This is a genomic window from Stakelama flava (assembly GCF_019351405.1).
Lineage (GTDB): Bacteria > Pseudomonadota > Alphaproteobacteria > Sphingomonadales > Sphingomonadaceae > Sphingomonas > Sphingomonas flava_A.
This window is the reverse complement of the sequence record NZ_JAHWZX010000008.1, coordinates 38,555-52,036: the sequence shown is the minus strand read 5'-3', so window position 1 is coordinate 52,036 and position 13,482 is coordinate 38,555. Positions and strand designations below refer to the sequence as shown.

Genomic DNA, 13,482 nt, shown 5'->3' with positions numbered 1-13,482 from the left:
CATGAAACCCCTTTTCCCGCGCGGCATAGTGCGGCACAGCCTCGCGGCATGACTGATACGCCTCCCGACCGCCTTTCGATCAACCCGCGCAGCCCGCATTTCGACCAGACGGTGCTCAAACGCGGCATCGGTATCCGCTTCAAGGGAAGCGAACGCCGCGATGTCGAGGAATATTCGATTTCCGAAGGCTGGATTCGCGTGCAGCTGGGCAAGAAGGTCGATCGCCATGGCCAGCCGCTGACGATCAAGCTTACCGGCCCCGTCGAAGCCTGGTATCAGGATGCCGAGGCCGAGCAGGGCGAACCCGGCGCCACCGGCCCTCAGGACGAAATCGACGAAGCCTAATGCGGCAAAGGGGCGGCCCCGAAACCGCCCCTCTCAATCCAGTTCAATGCACGAAGCGGGCGACGACGTCGCGATAGCTTCGGCTCACCTTCACCTGCGCGCCCGAATCGAGCACCAGAAAGCATTCACCGTTGGTATGCGGCTTTACCTGCCGCACCAGATCGAGGTTGACGATGGTTGACCGGTGAACGCGCTGAAACCGGCGCGGGTCGAGACGCTTTTCGAGGTCCTTCATCGTTTCGCGCAGGATCAGCGTGTTATCGCCGGTGTAGATGCACATATAGTCGCCGGCGGCGTCGATCCGCTCGATCGTATCGACATCGACGCGGAAAATCTGGCCGCGATCCTTGATGTTGATCAGCTTTTCATAGCGGCTGGCAGCCATGGTGTCGCCGCCGTCCGAATATTCCTCCGCCGCCTGCGGCGCGACTTCGGCCAAAACTTCCTTCAGCTTTTCGACCTCCGCCTGACCACGCCGGTCGGTCAGGCGCTGGCGAACGCGTTCCAGCGTGTCGGCCAGCCGCCCTTCCTCGACGGGTTTGAGGAGATAATCGACCGCCTGCGCCTCGAACGCGCGAATGGCGTGGTCGGAATAGGCGGTGACGAAGACGACCAGCGGCGGTTCGACCTCCATCAGCCCCTGAACGACCGAAAAGCCGTCAAATCCCGGCATCTGGATGTCGAGAAAGACCAGATCGGGTTTCTGCGTCTTGATCGCGCGGATCGCCTCGCGCCCATTCTGGCACTTTTCGATGATTTCGACGTCTTCATGCGCCTTCAGACGAAGCTCAAGGCCCTGAATGGCGAGCGGTTCGTCGTCGACTAATATGGTGCGGATGGTCATGCTGCCTCGCGGTTGGGTTCCTCAATCTGGAACGGTATCTCGATCTCAACGCGAAAGCCCCCGCCGGGGTTCGATCTGGTCTCGAATCGATGGTCGGGGCCGAACGCCTGAAGCAATCGCTCGCGAATATTGGCAAGACCCACGCCCGTCGAAAGGTTCGGCCTGCGCGGCCCTTTGGTCAATCCCGGTCCGGTGTCCGCCACGACGACCCGCACCCTGTCTCCGGCAAGCCGCGCGGAAACCGCGATATCGGCGCCCTCCTCCTGCGGTGTGACGGCATATTTGATCGCATTTTCGACCAGCGGCTGCAGCAGGAGCGAGGGCAGGCGCGCCTTCACCACGCGCGGATCGATATTGAAATCGGGCCGCAGCCGATCCCCGAACCGCATCTTTTCGATTTCGAGATACAGTTTCAGCGTCTCGACCTCCTGCGCCAGCGTGACGTGCGCGGTCGGTTCGTTGGCAAGCGTATAGCGCAGAAAGTTCGACAGGCGCGCGAGCATCGCATTGGCGCGCTCGGTCTCTTTCAGCAGCACCAGTGTGGAGATCGAGTTCAGCGTGTTGAACAGGAAGTGCGGATTAAGCTGATAGCGCAGCATCGCGAGCTGCGCGCTCGACGCCTGCGTCTCCAGCAGTTTTAGCTGCGTATTCTGTTCCTCGACGATCAGGTAGAAGTTGATCCCGAAATACAGCGCCGACCAGCCGGCCAGCACCACGAAATTCAAAAACACCGTGCCAAGGACCAGATTGATCGTCAGGCCCGGCGTCGCATTGCGGATGAACGAAAAGGTAAAGGCGTCGATGACCGCATACATTGCGGTTGCAGCGCCCAGCGTCGCCAGCGTCACCACCACGCCCGAAATGCGCGGCAGGCGCCGGTAATATCCGTACAGCGCCGACAGCAGCAGCGTCAGGCAATAGCCGACGATCGCTTCGACCAGCACCGCGATGACGGTTTTGAACGAAAAGGTGTTCGAAATGCTCGAAACGGTGCGCAGCACCAGATAGCCGCCCCATCCCGCCGCCTGAAGCATCCAGAAGGCGCGGCTCTTATCCTCGAAAAAGGGGCGCGAGAGGATGGAGGGTCTGGTTACGGCCACGCGGTGCTTTCGGGTAAATCGAACGACAGGGTCGATCCGCGAATATAGCGCCTGCGCGGCAAGGGCAAAGGGCACGTGGCTTTCCACCGCATCCCACCAACAAAAAACCGCCGCCCCCTTTGGGGGGACGGCGGCGTTTCGCTTCCAATGATCGGATGATTTTAGAAGTTGTAGCTTACGCCCACTTTCAGGCGCCACACAGACGACGAAGTATTGATGAATTCGTCCTTGTAATAATTATCGGTGTTCGCTTCGGAGATGATGTAGCGGCCCTGATCGTCCACGCCGTCGATCGAGGCGACATCCTGGAACCCGGTGTATGAGCGGCGATGCTGGGCGTTCCAGTCGCTGTCGAGCAGGTTCAGGAAGTTGTCGATCGTGGCATAGAGGCGAATCTTGTCGTCCACCCCGAAGAAGCGACCCGGCCCGGGCAGATCCTGCGAGAAGGTGAGATCCATATCGTAATACCAGTCGTTGGTGCAGGTATTGCGAGCGATCGTGCGACCGGCATAGCCCTTCGCGCAGTCGAGCGACTGAGTGAAGTCGACCAGTTCGGCCACCGCATCCGGATCGGATTCGGGCGACAGATTGGCATCGTCGACGCCGTTCGGCACGTACAGCAGCGCGCTGTCATTGCCTGCTTCGCCGTTGCTGAAATAGCTGCCGTCAAAGGTCAGGCTGAACGGACGGCCCGAGCGTGCAACGAAGCTGATGCCCAGGCGGGTTTTCAGATCGCTGACGAATTCCTCGGCGAAGCGCAGGTCCAGCGTGATGTTGTGTTTGCTGGAATAGGCGCTGGTCGCTTCTTCGGGGTTCTGCAGGTCGAACGTCGCGGTGTTGTTGAAGTTCGACGTCGCCTGCGAACTGCCAAAGGTGCGGCGGTCATGCGCATCGGTATAGGCATAGCCGATCGAGAAGTTGATCGAACCGCCCGGCGTGAAAACGCCGCCGTCGAAATGCTTTTGCAGCAGGAACGACGCGATCTGACTGGTATACCCTTTCGAATTGGTCAGCATGATTTCGTCGTCGCGGCTGGTATTGAAGCACGCTTCGGTAACATTGGCCCATTGCGGAGCCGGGTTCGAACCCTGATAGACCGCGTTACAGCCATCGACCGTCGGATCGATCGCCGCATAGATCGGACGACCATCGACCGTATATCCGTTCAGCCCCGCCCTGATGTCCGGCGTAAGCGACAGGTCAACCAGAGCAAGCGGGTTCGTGTAGCGGCTGTAGATGTAATCGAGCTTGAGCTGCCAGTTGCTGAAGAAGCCGCTCGACGCGAAATCCAGACCCGATTCCCAGCCCGCATTCAGGCGAAGAACCGACGGCATCTTGATGTTGGGATCGGTTGATTGGGTATCGCCCAGACCTTGCGACGCACTGCTGATCCCCTGCGAGGCGATGCAGGAGGGAACGCCGGTGAACGTACCGTTGTCCAGCACGCTGATCGGGCCGTCGGGGCAGGCGGAGGACAGGGTCGTGCCCTGTGCATAGCCATAGCCGTTGTTCTGGAACGCGTTGGCGAACCATACCAGCGGATCGCCGCCGGAGAACATGCCGGCGCCGAGGCGCAGACGCGGCTGCGAGAATATCGCGAAATCGCCCAGATCATAGGTCGCGGCCACGCGCGGCATTACCGACGGATCCAGATTGCTGAAGCCGATCGCATTGCTGTAGCCGTAGCGGTCGATAAAGTTGGGATTGTTGCCGGGCCGGCCGCCGTCATACCAGTCGACGCGCGCGCCCGCCACGATGCCGAGCCGGTCGTTCACCTTCCAGTCGTCCTGCGCATAGACCGAGAAGATCGTGCGCGTGAACGCCGCCGCGGCGCTGTTGACGTCGCCGGTGGCCGAGAAGTTCCCGGTCGCACCCACGGCGTTGCCCGCCGTGACGGTGGAGGCGTACAGGCTGCTGGTCCGGGTGCCGTCGGAAAGGATGCCGTTCGCCAGATCGTCGATGCTGGTGAAATACAGCGTGCCGGTGGCATCGGAAACGAAGAGGTTGAAGATGCTCGCCTGGTTGATCTCGGCGCCGAATTTCAGCTTGTGATTGCCCTGATTCAGCTTTGCGATGAACGCGCCCTGGTCCAGCTTGGTGCGCAGGTCGTTGGCGGTGCGGTACACGTCGGGACCGGCAACGATCAGGCCGTTGGTCCCATCATCCTGAGTCACGCCGACGACGATGCGCGGGATCGGATTGTCGCTCTGGGCTTCCCCGCCGCCTACAGGGTCCTGAAGATCGCGGACCTTGGAGTGCGAGAAGCGCAATTCGGTCGAGAAATTGTCGGTCCAGTCCGAATACAGGCGGGCCGAATAATAATCCGAATTGGTGCCGCTGTTGTAGAAGTTGTTATATCCGGCGATGGTCGGACCGGTTCCGGTATAGTAATCGCCGTCCTTGACCGAATTTTCTTCCAGATGCTGATAGGTCAGCTCAAGGCGCTGTGCATCGCTGATGTGCCAGTCGAGGCGTCCAAAATAACGCTCGTTTTCATAAGGCAGGTTCGTCGCCAGTCCGCCGGTGTCAATGCCATATGTGTTCGAGAGAATGTCGCTGACGCGATTGAAATCGTCTACCGTTACGCCGGCCAGTTCATTGGCAGCGCCAGATCCGGTCGGACCATAATCGAACGCGTTCCCGGTTTCCTGATGCGAATAGGCGCCGAAGAAGAAAAGGTGGTCCTTGATGATCGGGCCGCCCAGCGACACGCCCCAGTTCTTCTGCTCTTCAACCGGAGCAACGTCTTGTCCCTGCACCTTGTCGCCGCGCAGGCTGTTGTCCGAATATTCGAAAAAGCCCGAACCGTGAAACTGGTTGGTGCCCGATTTGGTGATTGCATTGATCGCGCAGCCGGTGAACTGGCCATATTCGACGTCATAGGGCGCGAACTGCACCTGAACCTCGCGAATAGCGTCGTACGGGATCGGGGTCGAGGAGCGCGATGCGAAACCAGTGCCGTTCAGGCCGTAAATATCGCCCTGGCTGATGCCGTCGACCGTAAACGCGTTGCCGCGATCATTGCCGCCCAGGCACGAGATATGGTCCTGACCGTCGCCGCCAGTCGAAGCGTCTTCGCGGTCTAGGCTGACGCGCGGATCGATACGGATGACGTCGCGCACGTCGCGATTGAAGCTGGGCAGCTGCTCAAGGGCTTCGGTGCCGAACGAGGTGCCGGGGCCGACCGCGAGCTGGGTTACGTTGGCGCGCGCCGCGGTAACGACGATGTCGCCCGCGCCGGAGGTCAGGTTGAACGCCAGGCTGGTATTGCCCTGAAGCGAGGTGGTGAGGCCGTTGACCGTCTGGCCTTCATAGCCCGGCGCGCTTGCCATGACGGTATAGGGGCCGCCCGGCGTCAGGTTGCCCAGCGAGAAATTGCCGTTCGCGCCTGTGGTCAGCGTGCGGACATTGTCGGTGCGCGTGTCAGTGACGGTAACGGTAGCGTTCGCGATCGGCGTTCCCGATTCGTCCTGAACGGTGCCTTCGATGCCGGTGGTGATCTGCTGCGCCATTGCAGGCGCTGCAGGAAGGCAGAACGCTGCAATTGCGGCGCCTGCAAAAAGATGGTTGCGCATGATTCATCCCTTTTGGAGTAGTGCCCTGATCAGCACGCGGCGTCTTCGCCGTCGGAGGCGGCTGATGCGTTTCTTTTATGTAGCTTCGGTGACAGTTCCAGCCTTCAGCGCGTTATCGCGAAAGAATCATGCTGCGTTGCAAAAAAGCATCACTGTGCTGCGGTGACGATCCGCGCCCATTCCGCTTCGTCTATAACACGGATTCCCAGCTCTCGGGCCTTGTTCAGCTTTGATCCGGCACCCGGGCCGGCGACGACCAGCCCCGTCTTCGACGACACCGATCCGGCGCTCCTCGCCCCCAGCGCTTCGGCCTGCGCCTTGGCTTCGTCGCGCGACATGGTTTCCAGCGTGCCGGTGAACACGATCGTCATGCCGCTCACTTCCGATTCGCGGGTTTCGTGAACCACGTCGGACGGCGTTACCTGATCGAGCAGGTCGGCGATGGCTTCGCGATTGTGCGGTTCGGCGAAGAAATCGGCCAGCGCCAGCGCGACTTCGGGGCCGACGCCGCCGGTTTCGGCGATCGCTGCCATTTCCTTGCCCATGCGCGCGAGGAACTTGTCCTCGCTTTCGCCGGTCGCGCGATACAGTTCGGCGCGCTTTTCCTCCATTCGCCCGACCATTGCATGGAACGCGTTCCAGCTTGTCCAGCGGCGGGCAAGGTCGCGCGCGGTGATCGCGCCGACATGGCGAATGCCCAGCGCAAACAGAAAGCGATCGAGCGGTGGATCGCGTCTCGCCTCGATCGCCTGAATCAGGTTGCGCGCCGACGTTTCCGCCCAGCGATCGCGCGCGACGAGCATATCCTCGCTGAGACGGAAGATATCGGCGGGGGTGCGGATCAGCGAATCGCGGAAAAACGTCTCGATATTGGTCGTGCCCAGCCCCTCGATATCGAGCGCGTGGCGCGACACGAAATGACGCAGGCGCTCGACCCGTTGGGCGGGGCAGATGAGTCCCCCTGAACAGCGCCAGTCGACCTCTCCGGGATCGCGCTCGGCTGCGCTGCCGCATTCGGGGCACTGCCGCGGGAAGGGCCATGGCGCCCGCTCCGGATCGCGCGACAGATTCTCGACGATCTGCGGAATGACATCGCCTGCGCGTTGCACCACCACGCGGTCACCGGGATGGACATCCAGCCGCTCGATCTCGTCGGCATTATGCAGGGTCGCGTTGGTGACAACGACGCCGCCCACCGTCACCGGCTCCAGCCGCGCCACCGGGGTCAGCTTGCCGGTCCGCCCGACCTGAATGTCGATATCGTTGAGCGTGGTCTGCGCCCGTTCGGCGGGGAATTTGTGCGCCAGCGCCCAGCGCGGCGCGCGCGCCACCTGGCCCAGCCGCTGCTGCCAGTCGAGCCGGTCGACCTTGTAAACCACCCCGTCGATATCGAAGGGAAGGTCGGCGCGCGCCGCCTCGATCGCGCGATACACGTCAAGCGCCGCTGCCGTGCCTTCGGTGCGGGTGAAGCTGTCCGCGACCGGAAAGCCCATGTCGCGGATCGCGCCGACCATTTCCGTCTGGGTTTCGCCGGGCAGATCGCTAACCTCGCCCCAGCCATGGGCGAGGAAGCGCAGCGGCCGTTCGGCAGTGACCGCCGCGTCCTTCTGACGCAGCGATCCGGCCGCGGCGTTGCGCGGATTGGCGAACTGGCGCGCCTTTTCGGGGTCAGCCGCCGCCTTGCGCAGGCGATCGTTCAGCGCCGCGAAATCGGCCTTTGCCATATATACTTCGCCGCGCACTTCGAAAATGGCCGGAGCGCTGCCGGGAAGGCGCTGTGGGATATCAGCGATGGTGCGTACATTGGCGGTGACATCCTCTCCCACCTGTCCGTCGCCGCGGGTCAGCGCGCGGACCAGTGCGCCGCTTTCGTACCGTAGCGAACAGGACAGCCCGTCGATTTTCGGTTCGGCGGTCAGCGCCACGGCTTCGTCTTCGGATAGGCTGAGGAAGCGCCGGACCCGCGCGACGAATTCCATCACCTCTTCATCTGAAAAGGCGTTGTCTAGGCTCATCATCGGCCGGGCATGGGCGACCTTGGACAGGTGCGAGGCCGGCGCCGCACCCACTTGAAGCGACGGCGAATCTGCGCGCTTCAGATGAGGGAAGGCGGCTTCGATGGCGGCATTGCGGCGGATCAGCGCGTCGTAATCGGCGTCGGATAGCTCCGGCGCGTCTTCGGCGTGATACAGCCGGTTGTGATGCGCGATTTCGCGCGCCAGCCGTTCCAGCTCCGCCGCTGCCGTCGCTTCGTCCATCGCCTTCGTTTCGCTCATAATCCGATCCGCTATGCGCTGTGCCGTTCGCTCGCAAGGCCGATTCAATTTGCCATGCAATGAACTTTAAAATATAAAGTGATTCGACAGACAAAGGAGGTTGATATGATCCGTATAGCGATAGCTGCGATAAGTTTGTGCGCCGCCGTTCCGGCCATGGCCGGGGATGTGACGGTGGATGTGCGCGGAGTGAAGGCGGGGCAGGGCGACCTGTACGTCGCACTGCAGACGCGCGATCAGTTCATGAAACAGGCAGGTGCGGCCGGGACGATCCTTTCGCGTCCCGATTCCGGCGATCACAAGGTAGTTCTGAACAATGTCGCTCCGGGTGAATATTCGGTAGCCGTCTGGCACGATATCAATGGCAACAAGCAATTCGACCGGGAGGCAGACGGCCGGCCGATCGATGGCTGGGCGATGATCAACGGCACCGCCCTTCATGGCACACCCCAATTTGACCAGGTGAAGCTGGTGGTGCCGCCGGGCGGAGCCGCCGCCAGCGTTACTATGATCTACAACCACTAGTCGCATCGCGCGCCTGTTCGGATGCAACGGATGCGCAAGTATGTGCAAAGGAGGCGGTGATGGCCGAGGAAATGATGCGCGATCTGGCGCGGTTGCGCGAACTGGCGGAAGAGGGGCGGCGGCTTCCGCTGCTCGGCGGCAGGATATTGATCCTGTGGGGGGCGGTTATCGCGGCGGCGGCGTTATTGCAGGGCGCCGTGTTGGCGGGCTGGCTAGACTGGCCACCGATAAGCTTTGCGCTGATCTGGTTCGGATTGACGGGTGCGGCGGCGTTGCTGTCCCGCCGATTTGTCGGGCGCGGACGCGGAGCCGGATACGATCTGGCAAATCGCATCGAACGTGCGGTGTGGCGTACCGGCGGAACGTTTCTCGGGACTCTTGCAATCGCGATATTCGTGACGGCGACGTTGCGGATGCAGGCGGGGCAGGGCGGCGATTTCTATCGCATGTTCGCGATGCTGCCCCCGGTTATGTTTGGTGTATATGCGCTTGCGCTTCGAACCGCGGCGGTCGCTTCGGCGCAGCGAATGCTGGAGCCTTATATATGGCTGTCGCTGCTGTTCGCGCTACTGTCGGTCGTGCTGGGCTGGACGATCTGGCAGTTTCCGGTAACGGCGCTGGGTGTGCTGATCGTGTCGGTCGTGCCGGGAATCACGCTTGTGCGGATAGAGGCGGGCGGGCGTGGTTGACGAAGCGCCGCTCGATTATCGCGCGATCGACGATGTGATCCACGGCAGGGTGCGGCTTGCCGTAATGGCCTTTCTGTCGGGTGCGGGAAGCGCCGATTTCACCCAGCTTCGTGAGAAGACGGGCGTGACCGACGGTAATCTGTCCGCCAATCTCCGCAAGCTGGAAGAAGCCGGATATGTGGCGATCGAGAAGCGGTTTCGCGACCGGCGGCCGCAGACTATCTGTCATCTGACCGATAGCGGGCGCGTGGCATGGCTTTCGTATCTTGATCGGATGCAGCGCATGTTGTTCGGTGGAGCGGCGGATTGAGCGTTGCGTTACCCTTCGCTTTCGATGCGGCGCTTGGCGGATTGGGCGGAAAGCTGGGCAAGATCGAAGCTCGCTTCGAACTGCAACCCGGCCCTGCCGTCCTTGGCCCAGCGCAGCTTGGCCGGAAACATGCGGTTTTCCAGCAGTTCGATCAGCACGTCGGTGCCTTCGGCCCCATCGGGAAATTCGATCCCGTCGACCATCGCGCCGGTGCGCGATATGTTGCGGATGCGCACATCACCCGCTTCCCCGCCGATCGAAAGCCGCGCCCAGCGCAGCATGCGCACGCGCGGACTGCGGCTGATGCGATAGCCCGAGGGTTGAAGCGGCCCGCCTTCTTTCAGCCTGCGCGCTGCTTCCTCCGCACGCATCGGCTTGCCATAGACATAGCCCTGGATATGGCTGCAGCCGAGATCGCGGATAAGGTCGATCTCGTCCTGAACCTCCAGTCCTTCGGCCGTGGTTTCCATACCAAGCGTATCGGCGAGCATGACGATGGCCCGGATGATCGCGGCGTTGCGATTGCCCGGAACGGCTGCCCCGCGAACGAAGCTCTGGTCGATCTTGATCTTGTCGAACGGCGCTTTTTTCAGATAGCCGAGCGAGGAATAGCCCGTTCCGAAATCGTCCAGCGCCAATCGCACGCCCAGCGCTTTGAGCGTTCTGAACCGGTGTTCGGCGGCGTCGCTGTCTTCAACGAACACGCTTTCGGTTATCTCCAGTTCGAGCCGCGCAGGTGCAAGTCCGGTGGATGCAAGCACGTTCGTGACCAGCGCGGGAAGGGCCGGATTGGCGAACTGGATCGGTGACACGTTCACCGCCATCCGGACATTGCCGGGCCAGTTGGCGGCATCGCGGCAGGCGGTGCGAAGCACCCATTCCCCGATCGATTCGATCAGGCCGCAATCTTCCGCGATCGGGATGAATTCGACCGGGGAGATCATGCCCCGTTTGGGATGATCCCAGCGCAGCAGCGCTTCGAAGCCGACAATTTGCGCCGCTTCGGTGCTCACCACCGGCTGGTAGACGACATGGAACTGATCGGCGCGCAACGCTTCACGCAGATCGTCTTCCAACTGTTTGCGGCTTTGCGCGCCCGCCAGCATTTCCGGCAGGTAGAAGCGATGGACGCCGCGCCCGTCGCCCTTTGCGGCGTATAGCGCAAGGTCGGCGTTGCGGATCAGCGTTTCCGAATCGCTGCCGTCATCGGGCGCGATCGCCGCGCCGATCGAACAGCCGATCGTGATCGCCGATCCGCTCACCGAATAGGGTTGTGAGAGCGAATCGATAATCCTGCGCGCGAGCGTGGAAATCCGGTCGCGATTGCCTTCATTGGGCAGGATCACCTGAAATTCGTCACCGCCCAGCCGCCCGACCAGGCCGTCGTCACCGACGCTGCGCGACAGCCGCTGTGCCACCTGATTGAGCAGCGCGTCGCCGCTTTGGTGGCCCAGCGTGTCGTTCACCGCCTTGAACCGGTCGAGATCGAGAAGCAGCAGCGCGGTGGTGCGATAGCTGTGCTGATCGGACAATATCTGGTCGAGCGACAGGCGCATACGCTGCCGGTTGGCAAGGCCGGTCAGCGAATCGAAGAGCGCCAGGCGTGTGATTTCCGCTTCCGACCGGCGCTGTTCGCTAAGGTCGCTGCCATTTCCGGCAAAGCCCAGAAACCGACCCATCGCGTCGGTGACTGGGCGTCCCGAAATCGACCACCAGCGTTCGCCCGCCTGACCGATGGCATGAACCGAATAGTTGGCGAAGGCGGTACGCGAGTTCAGATGGAATCCGAGCGTGCGGGCCGAATCGGGGTTTTCGCTGTCGATCTGAAACAGGTCGGTCAGTTCGCTGCCCAGCGCCGGGCGGTCGGGATGATCGAACAGGCGCGCGACCTTTTCGGAAAGATAGACGAGCTTGCCCGTGCGATCGGTCTGCCAGAACCAGCCCGACCCCTGCGCTTCGAATTCGCGCACCAGCAGCAGCGCGCGCTCTGCCTCGCGCGACCAAGCCTCGTCGGTACCGCCGCGACCCGATCGGAAGACATCCGTCAGGCGGGAAAGCGAGGACGCGGACGAGAACATGCCGGGGGAATAGCGGGCGATCGCTTCACAAAGCGTTTACGGACCATCCCGCAGCCGAAACCGGCAGGGCTTGGCCGCGCCATCGCGCCGGCATATGGATTGCGGCATAAAGCTGTCCCTTTTTCGAACGATGAGAGCCGATGACCGTCACCATCCGTACCGACGACCTGATCGAAAGCATCGCCGACGCGCTGCAATATATCTCCTATTATCATCCGATGGATTATATCGCCGCGCTAGGCGAAGCCTATGACGCCGAAAAGTCGCCGGCGGCAAAAGACGCCATCGCGCAGATCCTGACCAACAGCCGGATGTGCGCACAGGGCCACCGGCCGATCTGTCAGGATACGGGCATCGTCAACGTTTTCGTCAAATGGGGGATGGATTGCCGCCTCGATGATACGTCGCGCAGCCTTCAGCAGGTGGTCGATGAAGGGGTGCGCAAGGCGTATCTCAATACCGAAAACAAGCTGCGCGCCTCAGTGCTCGCCGACCCCGCTTTCACCCGCCGCAATACAAAGGATAATACGCCTTCGGTTCTATCGGTGGAAATGGTGCCGGGAAACACGGTCAGCATCGATGTCGCGGCGAAGGGCGGCGGCAGCGAGGCGAAGTCGAAGTTCAAGATGATGAACCCGTCCGACAATATCGTCGACTGGGTGCTTGAGATGATCCCGCAAATGGGCGCCGGCTGGTGCCCGCCGGGGATGCTGGGAATCGGCATTGGCGGTACGGCGGAACATTGCGTCAAACTCGCCAAGCAATCGCTGATGGACCCGATCGACATGGGGCCGTTGAAGGCGCGGGGGCCGCAGAACGATATCGAACAGCTTCGCATCGACATTTTCGACGCCGTCAACGCGCTCGGCATCGGTGCGCAGGGGCTGGGCGGGCTTTCGACCATCCTCGATGTGAAGATCATGGACGCACCGTGCCATGCGGCGAACAAGCCGGTGGCGATGATCCCCAATTGCGCCGCCACCCGCCACGCGCATTTCACGCTGGACGGGTCGGGCGCGAGCTATCTGCCGACGCCCGACCTGTCGGCCTGGCCAAAGGTCGAATGGACGCCGCCTGCCGAGGCGAAGCGCGTCAATCTCGACACGCTGACGCCGGAGGAAGTGGCCAGCTGGACGCACGGCGACCGCATTCTGTTGTCGGGCAAGATGCTCACCGGCCGCGATGCGGCGCACAAGCGGATCAAAGATATGCTCGACGCGGGCGAGGAACTTCCCGTGTCGTTCAGAAACCGCGTCATCTATTATGTCGGCCCGGTCGATCCGGTGGGCGAGGAGATTGTCGGCCCGGCCGGTCCCACCACCGCGACGCGCATGGACAAGTTCACGCGCATGATGCTGGAACAGGGGCTGCTCGCCATGGTGGGCAAGGCGGAGCGCGGCGAGATGGCGATTCACGCGATCGCCGATCACAAGAGCGCGTATCTGATGGCGGTCGGCGGTGCCGCCTATCTTGTCTCGCGCGCGATCAAGGGATCGAAGGTCGTCGGGTTCGAAGACCTCGGCATGGAGGCGATTTACGAATTCGAGGTGAAGGATATGCCGGTAACGGTCGCCGTCGATGCCGAGGGGCAGTCGGTCCACCACCTTGCCCCGCTGGTATGGCGCGACAAAATCGCGAAGGAAAAGCTGCTCGAAAAGGTGTGAGCGAAAGGCCCGTCGAAGCGGAACCTCGCACCTCTGCCGAACGCTATGCCTCTCGACAGTTACAGGTTGGAGACAA

10 protein-coding genes are annotated in these 13,482 nt (G+C 62.0%); 5 read left to right on the top strand and 5 right to left on the bottom strand.

Annotated features, from left to right (window positions below):
• Positions 1-48 precede the first annotated feature (48 nt).
• Positions 49-345, top strand: coding sequence for a DUF3297 family protein (locus tag KY084_RS09805; RefSeq protein ID WP_219238281.1), 297 nt, complete (start codon positions 49-51; stop codon positions 343-345).
• Positions 346-388: 43 nt separating this feature from the next.
• Here KY084_RS09805 and KY084_RS09800 read toward each other — a convergent pair whose 3' ends face one another.
• The 4 genes from KY084_RS09800 to ligA all read right to left on the bottom strand — a co-directional run bounded on the left by KY084_RS09800 (position 389) and on the right by ligA (position 8,140).
• Positions 389-1,189, bottom strand: a complete 801-nt coding sequence (locus KY084_RS09800) for a LytR/AlgR family response regulator transcription factor (protein WP_219238280.1) — start codon at positions 1,187-1,189, stop codon at positions 389-391.
• Positions 1,186-2,289 (bottom strand): sensor histidine kinase, encoded by a 1,104-nt coding sequence (locus KY084_RS09795; protein WP_425516731.1) that lies wholly within the window; start codon positions 2,287-2,289, stop codon positions 1,186-1,188. Before KY084_RS09795 ends, KY084_RS09800 begins: the two co-directional genes overlap by 4 nt.
• Positions 2,290-2,450: 161 nt before the next feature.
• Positions 2,451-5,864 (bottom strand): TonB-dependent receptor, encoded by a 3,414-nt coding sequence (locus KY084_RS09790; protein ID WP_219238279.1) that lies wholly within the window; start codon positions 5,862-5,864, stop codon positions 2,451-2,453.
• A 149-nt stretch (positions 5,865-6,013) separates the two neighbouring features.
• The gene (ligA, locus tag KY084_RS09785; protein WP_219238278.1) at positions 6,014-8,140 is read right to left on the bottom strand and encodes an NAD-dependent DNA ligase LigA; all 2,127 of its coding nucleotides are present in this window, start codon (positions 8,138-8,140) and stop codon (positions 6,014-6,016) included.
• Between the two features lie 105 nt (positions 8,141-8,245).
• On the opposite strand from ligA, the gene KY084_RS09780 reads away from it, so the two are divergent.
• The 3 genes from KY084_RS09780 to KY084_RS09770 are packed head-to-tail and all read left to right on the top strand — an operon-like array spanning position 8,246 to position 9,664.
• Positions 8,246-8,665: a DUF2141 domain-containing protein gene (locus KY084_RS09780; RefSeq protein WP_219238277.1), complete on the top strand. Its 420-nt coding sequence runs from the start codon at positions 8,246-8,248 to the stop codon at positions 8,663-8,665.
• A 59-nt stretch (positions 8,666-8,724) separates the two neighbouring features.
• Positions 8,725-9,354, top strand: a complete 630-nt coding sequence (locus KY084_RS09775; RefSeq protein WP_219238276.1) for a hypothetical protein — start codon at positions 8,725-8,727, stop codon at positions 9,352-9,354.
• Positions 9,347-9,664 (top strand): winged helix-turn-helix domain-containing protein, encoded by a 318-nt coding sequence (locus KY084_RS09770; protein WP_343227993.1) that lies wholly within the window; start codon positions 9,347-9,349, stop codon positions 9,662-9,664. Before KY084_RS09775 ends, KY084_RS09770 begins: the two co-directional genes overlap by 8 nt.
• A gap of 8 nt (positions 9,665-9,672) precedes the next feature.
• Here the strand turns inward: KY084_RS09770 and KY084_RS09765 are convergent, their stop codons facing one another.
• A complete protein-coding gene (locus KY084_RS09765; RefSeq protein ID WP_219238275.1) occupies positions 9,673-11,742 on the bottom strand; it encodes an EAL domain-containing protein in 2,070 nt (689 codons plus the stop codon).
• 140 nt (positions 11,743-11,882) lie between these two features.
• Between KY084_RS09765 and KY084_RS09760 the strand changes: the two genes are divergently transcribed.
• Complete coding sequence (locus tag KY084_RS09760) at positions 11,883-13,406, top strand: fumarate hydratase (RefSeq protein WP_219238274.1); 1,524 nt, start codon at positions 11,883-11,885, stop codon at positions 13,404-13,406.
• Positions 13,407-13,482: the final 76 nt, after the last annotated feature.

What these genes read in the sequence shown, in the direction of transcription:
- KY084_RS09805 (WP_219238281.1), top strand. Translation starts at nt 49, where the DNA reads ATGACTGATACGCCTCCCGACCGCCTTTCGATCAACCCGCGCAGCCCG.
- KY084_RS09800 (WP_219238280.1), bottom strand. Translation starts at nt 1,189, where the DNA reads ATGACCATCCGCACCATATTAGTCGACGACGAACCGCTCGCCATTCAG.
- KY084_RS09790 (WP_219238279.1), bottom strand. Translation starts at nt 5,864, where the DNA reads ATGCGCAACCATCTTTTTGCAGGCGCCGCAATTGCAGCGTTCTGCCTT.
- ligA (WP_219238278.1), bottom strand. Translation starts at nt 8,140, where the DNA reads ATGAGCGAAACGAAGGCGATGGACGAAGCGACGGCAGCGGCGGAGCTG.
- KY084_RS09780 (WP_219238277.1), top strand. Translation starts at nt 8,246, where the DNA reads ATGATCCGTATAGCGATAGCTGCGATAAGTTTGTGCGCCGCCGTTCCG.
- KY084_RS09775 (WP_219238276.1), top strand. Translation starts at nt 8,725, where the DNA reads ATGGCCGAGGAAATGATGCGCGATCTGGCGCGGTTGCGCGAACTGGCG.
- KY084_RS09765 (WP_219238275.1), bottom strand. Translation starts at nt 11,742, where the DNA reads ATGTTCTCGTCCGCGTCCTCGCTTTCCCGCCTGACGGATGTCTTCCGA.
- KY084_RS09760 (WP_219238274.1), top strand. Translation starts at nt 11,883, where the DNA reads ATGACCGTCACCATCCGTACCGACGACCTGATCGAAAGCATCGCCGAC.